The organism is Salinibius halmophilus (genome assembly GCF_003577475.1).
Lineage (GTDB): Bacteria > Pseudomonadota > Gammaproteobacteria > Pseudomonadales > Natronospirillaceae > Salinibius > Salinibius halmophilus.
The window spans coordinates 1-17,086 of sequence record NZ_QPEP01000010.1; the positions used below are offsets into that span (position 1 = coordinate 1).

15 protein-coding genes are annotated in these 17,086 nt (G+C 48.7%); 10 read left to right on the forward strand and 5 right to left on the reverse strand.

Going from position 1 to position 17,086, the window contains the following annotated elements:
* On the forward strand, window positions 1-1,193 hold a 1,193-nt coding region (gene ltrA, locus DUW71_RS12005), incomplete at its 5' end, for a group II intron reverse transcriptase/maturase (RefSeq protein WP_119395501.1).
* A gap of 19 nt (window positions 1,194-1,212) precedes the next feature.
* On the opposite strand, the gene DUW71_RS12010 is transcribed toward ltrA, so the two are convergent.
* Window positions 1,213-1,950, reverse strand: coding sequence for a CsiV family protein (locus tag DUW71_RS12010; protein WP_119395502.1), 738 nt, complete (start codon window positions 1,948-1,950; stop codon window positions 1,213-1,215).
* Window positions 1,947-5,399, reverse strand: coding sequence for a transcription-repair coupling factor (gene mfd / locus DUW71_RS12015; protein WP_119395503.1), 3,453 nt, complete (start codon window positions 5,397-5,399; stop codon window positions 1,947-1,949). Before mfd ends, DUW71_RS12010 begins: the two co-directional genes overlap by 4 nt.
* 225 nt (window positions 5,400-5,624) lie before the next feature.
* Between mfd and DUW71_RS12020 the strand changes: the two genes are divergently transcribed.
* From DUW71_RS12020 to sthA, 9 genes are read left to right on the forward strand one after another with little or no spacing between them, the layout of a single operon-like run.
* Window positions 5,625-6,959: a Na(+)-translocating NADH-quinone reductase subunit A gene (locus DUW71_RS12020; protein ID WP_119395669.1), complete on the forward strand. Its 1,335-nt coding sequence runs from the start codon at window positions 5,625-5,627 to the stop codon at window positions 6,957-6,959.
* Between the two features lie 3 nt (window positions 6,960-6,962).
* On the forward strand, window positions 6,963-8,180 hold the full coding sequence (locus DUW71_RS12025; RefSeq protein WP_119395504.1) for an NADH:ubiquinone reductase (Na(+)-transporting) subunit B: 1,218 nt from the start codon (window positions 6,963-6,965) through the stop codon (window positions 8,178-8,180).
* Complete coding sequence (locus DUW71_RS12030; RefSeq protein WP_119395670.1) at window positions 8,149-8,934, forward strand: Na(+)-translocating NADH-quinone reductase subunit C; 786 nt, start codon at window positions 8,149-8,151, stop codon at window positions 8,932-8,934. Before DUW71_RS12025 ends, DUW71_RS12030 begins: the two co-directional genes overlap by 32 nt.
* Window positions 8,935-8,936: 2 nt before the next feature.
* Complete coding sequence (locus DUW71_RS12035) at window positions 8,937-9,596, forward strand: NADH:ubiquinone reductase (Na(+)-transporting) subunit D (RefSeq protein ID WP_119395505.1); 660 nt, start codon at window positions 8,937-8,939, stop codon at window positions 9,594-9,596.
* On the forward strand, window positions 9,596-10,204 hold the full coding sequence (nqrE, locus tag DUW71_RS12040) for an NADH:ubiquinone reductase (Na(+)-transporting) subunit E (RefSeq protein ID WP_119395506.1): 609 nt from the start codon (window positions 9,596-9,598) through the stop codon (window positions 10,202-10,204). Before DUW71_RS12035 ends, nqrE begins: the two co-directional genes overlap by 1 nt.
* Before the next feature lie 12 nt (window positions 10,205-10,216).
* Window positions 10,217-11,443, forward strand: a complete 1,227-nt coding sequence (gene nqrF / locus DUW71_RS12045) for an NADH:ubiquinone reductase (Na(+)-transporting) subunit F (RefSeq protein WP_119395507.1) — start codon at window positions 10,217-10,219, stop codon at window positions 11,441-11,443.
* A 6-nt stretch (window positions 11,444-11,449) separates the two neighbouring features.
* Window positions 11,450-12,457: an FAD:protein FMN transferase gene (locus tag DUW71_RS12050; protein ID WP_119395508.1), complete on the forward strand. Its 1,008-nt coding sequence runs from the start codon at window positions 11,450-11,452 to the stop codon at window positions 12,455-12,457.
* On the forward strand, window positions 12,458-12,703 hold the full coding sequence (gene nqrM, locus DUW71_RS12055) for a (Na+)-NQR maturation NqrM (RefSeq protein WP_325048585.1): 246 nt from the start codon (window positions 12,458-12,460) through the stop codon (window positions 12,701-12,703).
* A gap of 38 nt (window positions 12,704-12,741) precedes the next feature.
* Entirely contained in the window at window positions 12,742-14,139 is a 1,398-nt protein-coding gene (gene sthA, locus DUW71_RS12060) for a Si-specific NAD(P)(+) transhydrogenase (RefSeq protein ID WP_119395509.1), read from the forward strand.
* Between the two features lie 40 nt (window positions 14,140-14,179).
* On the opposite strand, the gene DUW71_RS12065 is transcribed toward sthA, so the two are convergent.
* From DUW71_RS12065 to dusA, 3 genes are all read right to left on the reverse strand, one after another.
* Window positions 14,180-14,956 (reverse strand): DNA replication terminus site-binding protein, encoded by a 777-nt coding sequence (locus DUW71_RS12065; protein ID WP_119395510.1) that lies wholly within the window; start codon window positions 14,954-14,956, stop codon window positions 14,180-14,182.
* 58 nt (window positions 14,957-15,014) lie between these two features.
* A complete protein-coding gene (locus DUW71_RS12070) occupies window positions 15,015-15,932 on the reverse strand; it encodes a transaldolase family protein (RefSeq protein WP_119395511.1) in 918 nt (305 codons plus the stop codon).
* A gap of 164 nt (window positions 15,933-16,096) precedes the next feature.
* Complete coding sequence (gene dusA, locus DUW71_RS12075; RefSeq protein WP_119395512.1) at window positions 16,097-17,068, reverse strand: tRNA dihydrouridine(20/20a) synthase DusA; 972 nt, start codon at window positions 17,066-17,068, stop codon at window positions 16,097-16,099.
* Window positions 17,069-17,086 lie beyond the last annotated feature (18 nt).

Here is a 17,086-nt window from a genome sequence, read left to right on the forward strand (position 1 = left end):
CAGGCAACCTTGATCATGAACTTGAACATCTCCTCAATGAATTAAAAACCAAGCAGTATCGTGCTCAACCAGTCCGTCGGGTCAGAATACCCAAGGAAGATGGCACAGAGCGATTACTGGGCATTCCAACCGTTAGAGACCGAGTAGTACAGCAAGCTCTAACCAGCCTGCTGATGCCAATCTTTGACCCAAGCTTTCACCCGTCTAGCTACGGGTACAGGCCGAACCGAAGTGCACAAGACGCTATCACCAAAGCCACGCTTTTTATTCGCCGCTATCAACGACAACATGTTGTCGATATGGATCTATCCAAATGCTTTGATCGGCTCGATCACGAGCTGATCCTAAGCAGTTTGAAAAAGCGGATTAGGGATAGAAGTGTGCTTGCACTAGTCAAACAATTTCTGACGAGTGGTGTGATGGATAATGGTCAGTGGCATGCCAATACCCAAGGCAGCCCACAAGGCGGAGTAATAAGTCCATTACTAGCGAACATTTACTTGGATGCGTTTGATCAAGAAATGAAAAAACGCAACCATCGTATTGTTCGCTACGCCGATGACATATTGATCTTGTGTAAAAGCAAAGCAGGGGCAAAGAATGCCAAAGCTCAAGCGACCAAAATACTCACAGAACAGCTGAAGCTCAACGTCAACGACCGCAAAACCCACATTGCCCACAGCGATGAAGGGATAAAGTTCTTGGGTGTTGAAATACACAGCAAGTACACGCGAATCCAAGACAAAAAGCTCAAGCGGTTCAAATCCGAAGTTAAGAGGCTTACCAAAAGAAATAGCGGTAAGCCTTTAGTGGAAATCCTTAAACGATTAAATCCGCTATTACGAGGATTCAGTCAGTATTTTCGAATTGCGAATGCGAGCCGTGCATTCAAACAACTAGCAAGTTGGATACGAAGGCGATTGCGCAGCATACAGCTAAGGCTCTGGAAAAAGCCAAGCCGCCTGCACAGACGCCTGAGGCAGTTAGGGTACAAACCACCATTTAAGCAAATAAGCCTGACAAGGTGGTGCAATGCCCGAAGTCCACTAGCAAGTTATGCGATGCCTAATAAGTGGTTTGCGGAGCTAGGTTTATATAATCTTGAGGAAGTTAAAACGGGAATTCTGTCTGGACGAGAACAGATAAGAAGTATGCAGGAGCCGTATACGAGGTCCGTACGTGCGGTTCTGTGAGAGGGNTTATCTTCTTTAATTATTGTTCAACGGCGACTTCAATTGGCTGGGCGCGAAGCAATACCCCAAACTCAGGGTGATCTAGATAGTGCAGCTCGTTTGAACGCATTCTCGCCGCTTGCTCAATCACTAAAGTTTCTATCCCTTGTTCGACGGTTGGTGCATCTTGAAGGGCCTGCATGCGCGCTTCTGGTGTGTCTTCAATCGTGACGGTTTGGCTAATGATTTCAACGTCACGCTGCCACTCAACTTTGCTATCTATGTGAATAAACCGGCTCAAGCGCAGCGACAGTTCGCCATTAAGCTCCCACGTGCCGTTGCTATCAACAGCTTTAATCGCTACCGGAAACTCGTTTGCTTGGCCTTCAATCATCGGCTCGTACCAGCTCCAATAGCCAAGCGTGGTATAGCGGCTTTGGCGGGCAAACTGATCGATGGCAAACTGCAACTGGCGATCTGCTTCGGGTACTAATGTACGTGCTTTAGGCTGGTAACTATTGCCGACTCGCTCAATGAGCGCTTCCCCTTGAAATGGAACGCGCAATGGCTGTGCATTAGAGGTTGGCGCAGGCATGGGTAGGGTCGGTTGTATCGGCTGTAGGCTAAACTCACGACGGTTAAGCTTGTAGGGCCATTGCTCAGGAAACTTTCCAGCCTCTGATGTTTGGCTAAATACCAATACGTCAATTTGGTACCAGCGCTCGGTGGCACTTACGGTGGCACTGAGTGCTACCAACAGCAAAATGGCTAATCTCACGCTACATCCTCTCGAGTTTTAAATTGTGCCATCAGTCCTTCTACCAGCTCAAAGCGTTTTACCGCATTGTCGGTACTGCGGTGAACAATTAAGCGTTCACCACGCAGCTGATAGTTGCTCGGTTTCGACTGTACCAGCATAACAAGATGGTAGGGGTCGACCAAGGTTTTACTATCGAAGTCAAACGTACCACCATCTGGACCAAAGTCGATACGGTTGATTTTTAATGCTTCACATTGCATGCGCAAGCGAGTTTGGCGGAACAAGTTCTTTAGTGGCTCAGGCAATAAACCAAATCGGTCGATCAACTCAACCTGCAGTGATTTGATATCGTCATCATCCGCCGCACTAGCAATACGTTTATAAAAGTTTAGTCGGGTGGCGACGTCTGGCATGTAATCATCAGGTATTAGCGCTGGCAGGCGTAAGTTTACTTCGGTATGGCTGCTTTGCTCGTCGAAATCAGGGGTGATGCCAGCACGCATGGCGGCAACCGCTTTTTCAAGCATTTCCATATAGAGTGTGAAGCCGATGGCTTCCATTTGCCCAGATTGCTCTTCACCTAACAACTCACCTGCACCACGAATTTCAAGGTCGTGGGACGCAAGGTTAAAGCCAGCGCCCAAGTCTTGGGTGGCGGCAATCGCGTCTAGGCGTTTTTCGGCGTCTTTGGTTAACGTGGTTTTTTCTTCTGGGGTCAGCAGCCAAGCATAAGCTTGGTGGTGCGAGCGACCAACACGGCCACGAAGCTGGTGTAGTTGCGCTAGGCCAAACTTGTCGGCACGGTTGATGACTATAGTATTGGCCGAAGGGATATCAATACCGGTTTCGATAATGGTGGTACACACCAATACATTAAAACGCTTGTGGTGGAAGTCACTCATCACTCGCTCAAGTTCGCGCTCACTCATTTGGCCATGGCCGATACCAATACGTGCTTCTGGGACCAGCTTTTGAATGGTCTCGGCCATTCGGTTGATGGTTTTGACTTCATTGTGTAAGAAATATACCTGACCGCCGCGCAGCAACTCGCGCAATAGTGCCTCTTTGATGAGCGATTCATCAAATCGGCGGACGAAAGTTTTTACCGATAAGCGTCGAGCTGGTGGCGTGGCGATGATCGATAAGTCACGAATGCTGTGCATGGCCATATTTAATGTGCGCGGAATCGGCGTGGCCGTCATGGTTAGGATGTCAACCTGGGTGCGAAGCGCTTTGATTTTTTCTTTCTGTGCAACACCAAACCGGTGCTCTTCATCAATAATCAATAAGCCTAAGTCTTTGAAGCGAATGTCTTTTGATAGCAGCTTGTGGGTTGCAACAATAATGTCGGTTTTACCAGCCGCTAGGCTTTCAATCACAGCGTCGGTTTGTTTGCCGGTGCGAAAACGGGATAGCACCTCAATGTTGATTGGCCAGTCAGCAAATCGGTCGCGGAAGTTTTCATAGTGTTGTTGTGCTAACAGCGTGGTGGGTACCAATACGGCCACCTGTTTGCCACCATGCGCTGCCATAAACGCCGCACGCATGGCCACTTCGGTTTTACCGAAGCCCACATCACCACATACCAAGCGGTCCATCGGCTGTGCTTTCATCATATCTTGCAGCACAGCATTGATGGCTTGTGCTTGGTCTTCTGTTTCTTCAAAGGGAAAACCCGCAGCAAAACGTCGGTAGTCTTCACCAGGATACGGGTATTGATGGCCTTCGCGCGCTTCCCGTAGGGCGTAAACGCCTAATAATTCGGCGGCGGTATCTCGAATTTTCTCCGCCGCTTTGCGCTTAGCTGTCGTCCACTTATCGCTGCCTAGGCGCGATAGGGGTAGATGCTCAGTATCGCCCCCAGCGTAGCGCGAGATAAGCTGCAGCGACGAGACCGGTACATAGAGCTTGTCGTCGTTGTTGTAGGTTAATAGCAAAAACTCATTCTGTTCGCCGCCCACATCTAATGTTACAAGCCCTTGATATTGACCAATACCATGGTCTGAGTGCACGACCAAGTCGCCTTCTTTTAGTTCACCAAGGTTTTTGATGAACATATCGGTGGCATCTTGCCCACGCTTGCGGCGCTTGCGCTGAGCAACCTGGTTGCCGCCAAATAATTGCCCTTCGCCAATCAGTTCAATGTCTAACTCGGGTATGCTGAAGCCAAATTCAATCGGCGCCACCATGATGGCGGTTGCTGTTGTCGCTGTAGCGAACTCATCAAAATGCTCGATGGTTTTTGGTGTGATGCGAATTTTTTGCAGCCAATCAATTAGGGCTTCGCGCCGACCAGGTGACTCAGCAATAAACAGTGTGCGCTGCTCACTCTGCAGTAAATGGGCTTCTAATGCCCGCAGTGGCTGCTCGTCGGTATGATCAATCGGGTATTCGCCGCCTTTTAATAACCCTAAGTTGTGGTGGCCTTTGTTATTTGGGTGCTCTGCACTGCTTAGGTGGATGCGCGGTAGGCCCTTCAATGCTGAAAAGAATAGTTCCTTGCGCTGATACAAGTCTTGCGGTGCTAATAATGGCCGGGTTATGTCGTGCCGCAACGACTCGTAGCGTTGATTCACTTCTTGCCATTGTTGGTCAACCTGAGCTTCAAGCCCTGCAAAGCTGGTGATAACCGTGTTTTCAGGCAAGTAGTCAAAAATTGTCTCTAGACTGTTAGGCTCAAAAAACAAGGGTAACCAAGCTTCAATGCCGGGCGTCATTATGCCTTCGGAAATGTCTTGGTAAATAGGACAGTGGTTTACATTGACATCAAACGCTAAGCGGAATTGCTGGCGAAAGCGACTAATGGCTTGCTCATCAGTTGGAAACTCATGACCGGGTAACAAAGAAATGCTGTCTGCTGGTTTGATGGTTCGCTGATTTTCAGGGTCGAACCAGCGTAGGGTTTCTACTTCATCATCAAAAAACTCAATCCGCACTGGCTTGGCCGCACCCATTGGATATAAGTCAACGATGCTTCCGCGCACAGCAAACTCGCCGTGTTCCCACACGGTGTCGACACGTCTATAACCACTAGCGGCAAGCCGTTGCTCCAGACCAGCCATTGAGAGTTGCTGGCCGGTCTCAATTTTTAGGACTTCAGCGCCAATATAGCTGCGAGGGGCCAAGTACTGCATTGCCGCCGTTACTGTTAAGAGAATGACGCCGTGCTTAACTAATGGTAACGACGACAGCGTTAGCAGTCGATCTGAGACGATATCTTGGTTTGGTGAGAACTGATCGTAGGGTAGGGTTTCCCAATCCGGTAGGCGATAAATTTCAACATTTTGCAAAAAAACTGAGAGTTCTTCACTGAGTTGCTCTAGCTCGTCGGAACGCTGGCAGATGCAGACAACAGGCCCCTGGGCATCTTTGGCAATTTGCGCAATCTGGTAACCGCGGGCGGGTAGGTCTACGCCGCCTAACCATAGCTGGTCACCAGCATGCTGAGGGATTTCTAAAACCGACATCTAATGAACTCCGTTGCTGGGTTTTTGACATATTTTTACCGATCGTAAGCAGATATACCACTTTGTTGGCAACAAAGACCTAGATTGACTAGGGTTACAAACGGTATACTCACCCGCAGTTCAGGGTGGTGCCCACGAATTATAGGGTGCCGAACATTGACGTTTGAAGTGGCTAACTGGTTTAACTACCAGCTTTTGCCGTTCATCAACACTTGGGCAAGGTGCATGATTAAAATCAAAAAAGGCCTTGACCTGCCTATTACAGGCCAGCCGGAACAGCGTATTGACGCTGGTGCCGCTGTGTCGACGGTAGCGCTTGTTGGCTATGACTATGTTGGTATGAAGCCAACCATGGCAGTGCGTGAAGGCGACAAGGTGAAAAAGGGCCAAGTGCTTTTTACCGATAAAAAAACAGCGGGTGTGCAATACACGTCGCCGGTGGCAGGCGAGGTGATCGCTGTTAACCGTGGCGCGCGACGAGTATTCGAGTCGTTGGTTATAAAAAAAGAAGGTGACGAAGAAGTTACATTCAAGCAATACAGCAGCGATCAATTGGCGGGCCTCGAGCGTCAGGCGATTGTGGATCAGTTGGTTGAATCGGGTCAGTGGACAGCGCTGCGTACCCGCCCTTTCAGCAAGGTGCCTGCGATAGATAGCACACCGGCTGATATCTTTGTCAACGCAATGGATACCAACCCATTGGCGGCAGACCCTGCCGTAATCATTGCTGAAAAAACTGAAAGCTTTAAAGCGGGCTTACAGATTCTGCGCAAGCTAACAGAGGGCAAGCTGTTTGTGGTTAGCGCACCGAATAGCAATGTTCCTAGCATTGACGGCGCAACGACCGAGCAATTTGATGGCCCTCACCCGGCTGGTTTGGTTGGCACCCATATTCATTTCTTATCGCCTGTACATGCTGAGCGTTCGGTTTGGCATATTGGTTATCAGGACGTCATCGCCTTTGGTGAACTGTTCTTGACTGGTCGCATCTACACGCAGCGAGTCGTTGCGGTGGCTGGGCCAAAAGCAAAACAACCACGTCTTGTGCGAACAGAAGTGGGCGCTAGCCTAAATGAGCTGGTCGCGAACGAAGCCAAAGAAGGTGATAACCGCATTATCTCTGGTTCGGTGTTTGGTGGTCGTTTGGCGAAAAACGCAACCGCCTACCTTGGTCGTTTCCATTCTCAGGTATCGATTCTGGAAGAAGGTCACGAACGCATTCTATTCCGCTATCTGAGAGCTGGTTTTAACATGCACTCGGTGACGCCAATTTTTGCTTCGGTGTTTGGTAAGAAAAAACTCGACTTCACCACTACTACTAACGGCTCTGAGCGTGCGATGGTGCCGATTGGTCAGTATGAGCGTGTGATGCCGCTTGATATTCTGCCAACTCAGCTGCTTCGTGCACTGGCCGTTGGTGATATTGAAACGGCAGAGCGTTTAGGTTGTTTAGAGTTAGATGAAGAAGATTTGGCACTTTGTACGTATGCCTGTGTGGGCAAGTACGAATACGGTCCGATTCTGCGTGAAAACCTGACTCGAATCGAATTAGAGGGCTAAACCATGCTGAAATCTACACTACATAAGCTAGAGCCACATTTTCAACCTGGTGGCAAACATGAAAAATGGTATGCGCTGTTTGAAGCGGTAGATACCATTTTTTACAGCCCAAACAGCGTGACCAAGTCGACTGCGCACGTACGCGACGGCATTGACTTAAAACGCGTGATGATCACGGTATGGTTGATGACCTTCCCGGCGATGATCTTTGGTATGTACAACATCGGTTTACAGGCTAACCTGGCGATTGAAGGTGGCTTGTCGATGGGTGAAGGTTGGCGTCAAGCGCTGATCGGCCTATTTGCCGGTAACGATCCAACGAGCATTTGGGACAACTTCTGGTACGGCTTCTGGTACTTCATGCCGGTCTATCTGACGGTCTTCGCCGTTGGTGCATTCTGGGAAGTACTGTTTGCGATTGTTCGCAAGCATGAGATCAACGAAGGCTTCTTCGTAACCTCTGTGCTGCTTGCGCTAACACTACCTCCTACTACCCCACTTTGGGCGGCTGCACTGGGTATCACCTTCGGCGTGGTATTTGGTAAAGAAGTCTTCGGTGGTACCGGTAAAAACTTCTTGAACCCAGCACTGACTGGTCGCGCGTTCTTGTTCTTTGCATACCCTGCTTATATGTCGGGTGATGCGGTATGGACAGCCGTCGACGGTTTTGCTGGCGCAACGGCACTAAGCCTAGCGGCAGACCCATTAATCGGCTTCTCAGGCATGGTTATTGATGCTGGTGGTCAGGCGATTACTTGGATGGATGCCTTCATCGGCACAATTCAAGGCTCGATGGGTGAAGTATCAACGCTGATGATTTTCATTGGTGGTGCAGTGTTGCTGTCAATGCGAATTGCAGCATGGCGCATTGTATTGGGCGTGTTCCTTGGCATGGTGGTGACCTCGACGCTGTTCAACCTAATTGGTTCAGACACCAACCCAATGATGAACCTGCCATGGTACTGGCACCTAGTACTAGGTGGTTTTGCCTTTGGTATGATCTTTATGGCAACCGATCCTGTGTCGGCGTCGATGACAAATACCGGTAAGTATTGGTTTGGTGCCTTGATTGGCGTGATGGTGGTCTTGATTCGCGTAGTGAACCCAGCCTACCCAGAGGGCATGATGCTGGCGATTCTATTCGCCAACTTGTTCTCGCCATTAATCGACCACTTTGTTGTCCAGCGCAATGTTAAGCGGAGGGTTGCTCGTGTCAGCTAAGAAGGAAACCGTTGGATACACAGTCACGGTAGCGTTCCTTGTGTGTCTAGTCTGCGCGATCGTTGTATCGGTAGCCGCAGTATCACTTCGTTCAACTCAAAAGCTAAATGCTGAGTTGGACATGAAAACCAATATCTTGGCATCTGCAGACTTGCTTGAGCCAGGTAAAACGGTTGAAGAGTCGTTTGAGCAGATTGAAACGCGCGTGATTGACTTGGAAACTGGTAAATTTGCAGATGATATCGACGCTGCAACGTTTGATCAGCGCAAAGCAGCGTCTGATCCTGCTCGTTCTGAAAAGCTATCAGATGACCCAGCCGGTATCATTCGTCAAGAAAACCATTCGTTGGTTTATATTGTGCGTGATACAGCAGGAGAAGTAGATAAAGTTATTCTACCTATCCGTGGATACGGCCTCTGGTCGACGCTCTATGGCTTTGTTGCACTTGAGTCAGACTTAAACACCATTGCTGGCTTAGGCTTCTATGAGCATGGGGAAACACCAGGCCTGGGTGGTGAAGTGGACAACGAACGTTGGAAGGCGCAGTGGCCAGGTAAGCAGGTTTACTTGGACGGTGACGTTGAAATTACTATCACCAAAGGGGGCGCTGCAGATGCTTCAAGCCCTTATGAAGTAGATGGCTTGAGCGGTGCAACACTAACCACTCGTGGTGTGGATAATTTTGTTAAGTTCTGGTTGGGTGAGCGTGGTTTTCAGCCATTCTTACAAAACTTAGCAGCAGGTGAGGCGTAATCATGGCTAAAACTAAAGAGATTATGGTAAATCCGCTGTTCAACAATAACCCGATTGGTCTTCAGATCTTGGGTATTTGTTCGGCATTGGCGGTAACGACAAGTTTGCAAGTTTCGTTAGTTATGACTGCTGCGGTAGTGTTCGTAACGGCATTCTCGAACTTGTTTGTTTCGATGATTCGAAACTACATCCCTTCAAGCATTCGCATTATTGTGCAAATGACCATTATTGCGTCATTGGTAATCTTGGTAGACCAAATGCTGAAAGCCTTCGCATACGAAATGTCGAAGCAGCTTTCGGTATTCGTTGGGCTAATCATTACCAACTGTATCGTGATGGGTCGTGCCGAAGCCTTTGCGATGCAAAACCCGCCTGGCATGTCGTTCCTAGATGGTGTGGGTAACGGCCTAGGCTACGGTGTGGTATTGGTATTTGTTGGTGCATTCCGTGAGCTATTTGGCACGGGCAAATTGTTAGGCCTCGAAATTCTACCATTGACTACTGAAGGTGGTTGGTATGAAGCCAATGGTTTGATGCTGCTTGCCCCAGCCGCATTCTTCTTGATTGGTGGTTTCATCTGGATTATCCGAACATGGAAACCAGAGCAAGTCGAAGCACCTGAGTTCAAGATTAAGCCAAACGTGGCGAAGGAGGCGCAATAATGGAAGCCTTAATTAGCTTGTTCGTTAAAGCCATTTTTGTTGAAAACATGGCACTGGCGTTCTTCTTAGGGATGTGTACTTTTATTGCGATCTCTAAAAAAGTAGATGCAGCCATTGGTTTAGGTATTGCTGTAATTGTGGTACTCACCATCACTGTGCCAGTGAATAACTTGCTTTATAACTACCTGCTACGTGAAGGTGCGCTGGCTTGGGCTGGTTTACCGGATGTTGACTTAAGCTTCTTGGGCTATCTGTCATACATTGGCGTCATCGCTGCAATGGTACAGATTCTTGAGATGGTGCTAGATAAGTACATGCCAGCGCTTTATAACGCTTTAGGTGTGTTCTTACCGCTGATTACAGTGAACTGTGCCATTCTTGGTGCGTCACTGTTTATGGTAAACCGCGACTATGGTTTTGGCGAGTCAGTGGTATATGGCCTTGGTGCTGGGGTTGGCTGGGCGTTAGCAATTGCTGCGCTGGCTGGTATCCGTGAGAAGATGAAGTACAGCGATGTGCCAGAGGGTCTGCGTGGTTTGGGTATTACCTTTATCACTGTTGGTCTGATGTCACTTGGCTTCCTTTCATTCTCTGGCGTGCAGTTGTAAGCAGGAGGAAGCATGGCAATAGAAATTATTAGTGGCGTTGTGCTGTTTATCGTTATTGTGCTTGCACTGGTAGCGATCATTCTGAGCGCGCGCTCGAAGCTAGTGAACACTGGCGATGTAGCAATCGAGATCAATGAAGACCCAGAGCATACTTTGACCACCGAAGCGGGTGGCAAACTGCTGCAAACCCTAGCTGCGAACAAGATTTTCTTGAGCTCAGCTTGTGGTGGTGGTGGTTCTTGTGCTCAGTGTAAGTGTAAAGTTTTGGATGGTGGTGGCGAAGCCCTACCAACCGAAGCATCTGCGTTTACCAAGGGCGAGTTAAAAGAAGGTTGGCGCTTGGCTTGTCAGGTTCCGGTTAAACAAAACATGAAGATTGAGGTGGAACCTGAATTCTTCGGTGTTAAAAAGTGGACCTGTACTGTTGAAGCAAACCCGAACGTAGCAACCTTTATTAAAGAGCTAACGCTGAAGCTACCGGAAGGCGAAAACGTTGATTTCCGCGCTGGGGGTTATGTTCAGTTGGAAGCGCCACCTCATCATATCAAGTTTAAAGACTTTGATATCGAAGAAGAGTACCGCGGCGACTGGGAAAAATTCGGCCTATTCGATCTAGAATCGAAAGTAGACGAAGAAGTGATTCGTGCTTACTCAATGGCGAACTACCCAGAAGAGAAAGGTGTGGTTAAGTTCAATATTCGTATTGCAACGCCACCGCCGGGTACCGATCATCCACCGGGTCAAATGTCATCGTACGTCTTTAACCTCAAGCCAGGTGATAAGATGGACGTGTATGGTCCATTCGGTGAGTTCTTCGCCAAAGATACCGACGCAGAAATGGTATTTATTGGTGGTGGTGCAGGTATGGCGCCAATGCGCTCGCATATCTTTGACCAGCTCAAGCGTTTGAACTCTAAGCGCAAGATCAGCTTCTGGTATGGTGCCCGCTCTATGCGCGAGACCTTCTACAACGAAGAGTATGATCTACTTGCCGAAGAGAATGAAAACTTCGATTGGCATTTGGCGCTGTCTGACCCGTTACCAGAAGATAACTGGGATGGCCTGACTGGCTTTATCCATAACGTGTTGTACGAAAACTATCTGAAGGACCACGAAGCGCCAGAAGACTGTGAATACTACATGTGTGGGCCGCCGATGATGAACGCTGCGGTAATCAAGATGTTGAAAGACCTAGGTGTTGAGGATGAAAACATCATGCTCGACGACTTTGGTGGATAATGCTTGATGACTAAGCGAATCTTAATGATGGGAAGCCTTTTGGCTTCCCTTTTACTTTTGGTAGGTTGTCAGAAAGAGCAGTTGCAAAGCTTTTCTGGTCGTACAATGGGTACGCAGTACAACATCACCCTAGTGGGTAATGAAGTACAAGCGGGTTTGGTCGCGCGCCAAATCAGTGCCGAGCTCTCTGATTTTAGCGATATTTTTTCCACCTATGTACGGGACTCAGAAATTAACCAAATCTCGCAAGCACCCGTTGGCGAATGGATTGCTGTTTCTGAGCATATGTATCAGCTGTTGTCTCTGGCACTAGATGTTTCCCGCCAGTCTGGTGGTGCCTTTGATCCAACCATTAGACCGCTGGTTGATATCTGGGGATTTGGGCCACTACAACGCCCAGATGCTGTGCCCGCAGAGCAGGAGATTGCCGATGCCTTGGCAGCTGTTAACTGGCAGATGCTAGAGTTAAATGAAGGCCAGGTTCGAAAGCTTGCGCCGCTAAGTTTGGATTTGTCTGCTATTGCTAAGGGCTATGGTGTAGATGTTATCGCAGACATGCTAGAGGAAGCAGGGTTTCAGCGTTATCTGGTTGAAGTTGGCGGTGAGATGCGTCTTAAAGGCTTAAAGCCCAATGATGAGATTTGGCGTGTTGCGGTAGAAACACCAGATTCAGTGGTTCGCCAAGCTTATAAAGTGCTAGAAATAACGGATATTGCCTTGGCGACTTCAGGTGACTATCGCAATTATTTCGAAGAGAATGGTAAAAGGTACTCTCACACGATTGATCCACGCAGTGGTTGGCCAATTGAGCATGATATGGCATCGGTGTCGGTACTAGCGAGCTCAAGTGCTTTGGCGGATGCTTGGGCGACCGCTATCTACGTTGTAGGGCCTGAGCAGGGGCAACAGTTGGCTTCGGCTAACAATTTAGCAATGTTCATGATAGTTCGCCAAAATGGTGAGTTTGTTGATACAATGACCCCAAAATTCACTGAGCTAGTGAACGAGGAGTAGATGATGTTGCCAACTATGCTTGCCGTATTTGTATTGATGTTAGTGATTGTTGCCGGTATGGCGATCGGTGTTATCATGGGGCGCAAGCCGATCGCAGGCAGCTGTGGTGGTGTAGGGGCTGCACTGCAAGATCCAGACTATGAGTGTCCGGTATGTGGTGACGATCCGAATAAATGTGAGAATAAAAATGAGGATGCGCAGCTTGCACCTGCTAAGGTTCAAGTATACGACGCAACCAAAAAATAATGAGCGCTTCCCGCGCTCATTAACTTGGGCGAGGGGATATGGCAGAATTTAGCTACGACTTAGTAATCATCGGCACTGGACCAGCAGGAGAAAGTGCCGCAATGCAAGCGGCCAAATCAGGGTTGTCGGTTGCAGCAATAGACAGTCGCGCCATTGTTGGCGGTAACTGTACACACAAGGGTACCATTCCTTCCAAAGCACTACGCCATGCTGTCAATCAGCTAATGCAGGTGCGCAAAAACCCAATGTTCACCGATTTGCAGTCAACCATTGACCGGTTTTCTTTCGCCAAAGTTCGCGAAATGGCGATGCGTGTTGTCGACGAGCAAGTGCGCATGCGCACTCGTTTCTACGCCAAAAACGGTGTTGATCTGTTTAATGGCGAGGCCAGATTCGTTGGTAGCCATCAAATTGTATTGAGTGGCGGTGAAAACCACCATGATCAAATTAATGGCAAAAAGTTTCTAATTGCGACGGGTTCTCGTCCATGGCAGCCGCCAGGCGTAGATTTTAGCCATGCCAATATTTTTGATTCCGATAAAATTTTAACGCTGGATCGAAATATTCGCCGCATTTGTATTTATGGTGCTGGGGTAATTGGGAGCGAGTACGCATCTATTTTCTCTGGGCTAGGCATTAAGGTTGACTTAGTTAACCCAGGAGCGAAGCTGCTTAGCTTCTTGGATGATGAAATCTCGGACGCGCTTAGCTATCACTTGCGCAACCAAAGTGTGTTAATTCGCCATAACGAAGCGTTTAAATCTGTTGTTGGCCATGATGACCATGTGGTGGTGGAGCTTGAGTCGGGCAAAAAGATCAAAGCGGATGTGTTTTTATGGGCTAATGGTCGCACGGGTAATACCGACACCCTAGGCCTTGAAACGCTCGGATTAGAAGCCAATCGGCGCGGCCAACTAGAAGTGAACGAATACTTCCAGACAGCTTGTGAGCACGTATATGCCGTTGGTGATGTGATTGGTTGGCCATCGCTGGCTAGTGCAGCCTATGACCAAGGCCGCATTGTTGCTGGCCATCTAGCAGAGGTACCTGGCGCTGATCATAGTGCAGAGATTCCAACTGGTATTTACACCATTCCAGAGATTAGCTCGGTTGGCATGACTGAGCGCGAACTCACCGAAGCTAAGGTGCCTTATGAAGTGGGCAAGTGCTACTTTAAAGAAACGGCACGCGCGCAAATTACTGGTGAGCAGGTTGGGGTACTGAAGCTTTTATTCCATACCGAAACCAAAGAGCTGCTAGGCATTCATTGTTTTGGGGATCAGGCGGCCGAAATTCTTCATATTGGTCAGGCCATTATGGAGCAGAAGCATGGTGGTAACACCATTGAATACTTCATCTCCCATACCTTCAACTATCCGACGATGGCAGAGGCGTATCGGGTTGCAGCCTTTAATGGCTTAAACCGCTTGGGCTAGTGATCAGCCAGGTTAAAAAAAGCGCCAACTGGCGCTTTTTTTATAGATAGCGATGAATTCTCAGTGCCGGTAAATATGGGTTGGGGTCGATGCTGACATCACTGCGCTGCGCCCGTTTGCGTTGGCCTGGTGTATAAGGTTCTGGGAAAGATATTTTCTCTGGCGGGTGCATCGCAAATACTGGCATTGGCGCATTGAACGCTTTGCGTTCGCCATCGGCAAACCAAAGGTTAGCCCGCAATACCGGTGCTTGGGCTTGTACTTGTGCGAGCGGTTCGTCTTCAGGTAGCCGGTTTAGTTTGTCCCAATACACCTGAATGTGGTCCAAGGCTTGATTATGCTTCTCAAGAATCTTTGCCACATCAACAACACTTAGGCGTTTAATGCTGCGACCCGACTGATACCAGCTGTATCTAAGGGTGTTGATTGGCTTTTCAAACACAGGCAGTTGCCGCCATAGCTGTTTTAGATGCAAGCGACCTAGCTGATGGGCGGCGAGGCTTATGTTGAGCTCAGGCAGGCGTTGCATAAAATCAGCTTGCCAATCATTGTTTTTAAATGTGGCCAGTTGCGTTTTGATTGACAACTTAAGCTCATTAATTCGATTAACCTGTATGGCTAGTTCATCTGTGGTCGGCACAACACCATAATAACAACGCGTTTCACGCCCATCTTGGCCGTCTAGATACCAAACATCACGCAGGGCTTTGGCAACTGTGGCATCTTGCCAGTTTGGTTGCTGCCATGGCTGCTCCGCAAAGCCATCAAGTTCGCCAAGCAGGGTTGCGAGTGTTTCGAAGAACTCAATGTTTTGCATTATACCGTTACCTTTGAAGTGATTATAAAAGCACGCCGGTGCGTGCTTTTATAGTATACTAGCGGCTTGCGACCATATTTTCTAGTGTCTCGATATCACGGCTAAATAAACGAATGCCTTCGGCGAGTTTTTCAGTCGCCATCGCATCTTCATTTAGTTGCCAGCGAAACGCTGCTTCTGTCACCACTTCTGCGTGGCTGCCATCGGCGCTACCACTTAGCTGTTGGATGACTTCCTGTTGGCTGTTTTGCAGTTCACTCAAAAGCGCAGGGCTGATGGTGAGTTTGTCACAACCAGCCAAGGCAATGATTTGCTCAGACGAGCGAAAACTCGCACCCATAACAATGGTGTTGTAGCCATACTTTTTGAACGCTTGGAAAATGGTGCGCACAGAAGCCACACCAGGATCGCCTTGTTCTAGTGCTTCTGGCTGGTTGGCTTTGTACCAGTCCAATATGCGCCCAACAAATGGCGAAATCAGCGTTGCACCTGCTTGTGCCGCCGCCATCGCTTGCACCGGCGCGAATAGCAGGGTGATATTGGTTTTTATGTTATCCGCTTCTAACTGACGTGCAGCTTGAATGCCTTCCCAGGTGGCGGCGATTTTAATCAGTATGCGCTGTGTATCAACGCCGAGTTGCTGATACAGTTGGATAAATGCTTTCGCTTGCTCGACGGTTGCAGCTTGATCAAACGACAGTCTTGGATCAACTTCAGTTGATACATAGCCAGGCACTAGGCGACTGATTTCGCGGCCATACAAGGCGGTTAAGCACATTGCTGTTGGAAGTTGCAACTGCTTGGCAAGGGCTTCGGCCTCGCCAAGCAGTTCTGAATCAGGGTTTTGCTTCAGCGCTTTTAAAATAAGTGACGGGTTGGTTGTTGCGTCGTCAGGTTGATATTGAGCGATGCTATCGACGTCGCCGGTATCTGCAACAACAGAAGTAAACTGTTTCAGTTGTTCTAATGCATTCATTGTGTGTGGTCCTTGGTTACTGCGTGATGAGTAGACTCAATAGCCTTTCCTTTTCACTCATCGAAAATTTATGCTTGGCAAGCTATGCGAAGCAAAACTATCCCTTTTTTCTGTTAACCAAAAGTTACACGTTTTTGTGTTGGTTGCAATGCTTATCTTGCGACTTACTTTGCTACCAATGCAAGGGCATCGAGAATGACCTGAATATCGGCGTCGTCCTTATGGATGTTTTCGCTCAGGTAGCGGCGGAATTTGCGCCCGCCCGGTACGCCGTGAAATAGCCCCATTAGGTGTTTGGCGCTATGACGCAATGGACCAGGCTGCTTGGCAATGTAGTCATGGCAGTAGCGCTCGACGAGTTCATGGCCGCTAATCGTTGGGCGGCTATCACCGAATATCCGTTGATCTACCTCGCTTAGTACCATGATGTCTTGATAGGCGGCTCTGCCTAGCATAACGCCATCTAGGCCCTGATCTAGCAGGTGCTGGCTTTCATCCAGTGTTTTGATACCACCATTAATAACGATGGTTAAGTCGGGAAAGTCTTGTTTTAGCTGAATGACTTTGTCGTACTGTAACGGTGGGATCTCACGGTTTTCCTTCGGGCTTAGGCCTTTGAGAATGGCTTTTCGGGCGTGCACAATAAACACCTTACAACCACTTTCGGCAACGGTGCCAACAAAGTCACGCATAAACTCGTAGCTGTCATGATCGTCGATGCCGATGCGGTGTTTAATCGTTACCGGAATGTCCACTGCGTCTAGCATGGCTTTCATGCCATCTTTAACGAGCTCGCTATGGGCCATTAACGCTGCGCCGATCATGCCTTTTTGAACTCGGTCAGAGGGGCAACCAACATTTAGGTTAATTTCGTCGTAGCCCCAATTTTGGCCAATTTTGGCACACTGGGCTAATTCTGCTGGATTCGAGCCGCCTAGCTGCAGGGCAACAGGGTGCTCGGCGGCATCAAAATCAAGGAATCTATTCTGATCACCGTTTAGCAGCGCGCCAGTTGTGACCATTTCGGTGTAAAGCAGGGTGTGTTGCGTTAGCTGGCGCCATAACCAGCGAGTTGCTGGGGTAGACCACTCCATCATAGGAGCTGTAGAAAATCGCCAAGGAGAGAATTCAGACATAACGCGCGCCCGGAGTTA

Excerpts from the sequence above, each read along its gene's own strand:
- DUW71_RS12050 (WP_119395508.1), top strand. The coding sequence starts at position 11,450 with ATGACTAAGCGAATCTTAATGATGGGAAGCCTTTTGGCTTCCCTTTTA.
- DUW71_RS12030 (WP_119395670.1), top strand. The coding sequence starts at position 8,149 with ATGTTAAGCGGAGGGTTGCTCGTGTCAGCTAAGAAGGAAACCGTTGGA.
- DUW71_RS12065 (WP_119395510.1), bottom strand. The coding sequence starts at position 14,956 with ATGCAAAACATTGAGTTCTTCGAAACACTCGCAACCCTGCTTGGCGAA.
- DUW71_RS12070 (WP_119395511.1), bottom strand. The coding sequence starts at position 15,932 with ATGAATGCATTAGAACAACTGAAACAGTTTACTTCTGTTGTTGCAGAT.
- sthA (WP_119395509.1), top strand. The coding sequence starts at position 12,742 with ATGGCAGAATTTAGCTACGACTTAGTAATCATCGGCACTGGACCAGCA.
- dusA (WP_119395512.1), bottom strand. The coding sequence starts at position 17,068 with ATGTCTGAATTCTCTCCTTGGCGATTTTCTACAGCTCCTATGATGGAG.
- nqrM (WP_325048585.1), top strand. The coding sequence starts at position 12,458 with ATGATGTTGCCAACTATGCTTGCCGTATTTGTATTGATGTTAGTGATT.
- nqrF (WP_119395507.1), top strand. The coding sequence starts at position 10,217 with ATGGCAATAGAAATTATTAGTGGCGTTGTGCTGTTTATCGTTATTGTG.
- mfd (WP_119395503.1), bottom strand. The coding sequence starts at position 5,399 with ATGTCGGTTTTAGAAATCCCTCAGCATGCTGGTGACCAGCTATGGTTA.
- DUW71_RS12020 (WP_119395669.1), top strand. The coding sequence starts at position 5,625 with ATGATTAAAATCAAAAAAGGCCTTGACCTGCCTATTACAGGCCAGCCG.
- nqrE (WP_119395506.1), top strand. The coding sequence starts at position 9,596 with ATGGAAGCCTTAATTAGCTTGTTCGTTAAAGCCATTTTTGTTGAAAAC.
- DUW71_RS12025 (WP_119395504.1), top strand. The coding sequence starts at position 6,963 with ATGCTGAAATCTACACTACATAAGCTAGAGCCACATTTTCAACCTGGT.
- DUW71_RS12035 (WP_119395505.1), top strand. The coding sequence starts at position 8,937 with ATGGCTAAAACTAAAGAGATTATGGTAAATCCGCTGTTCAACAATAAC.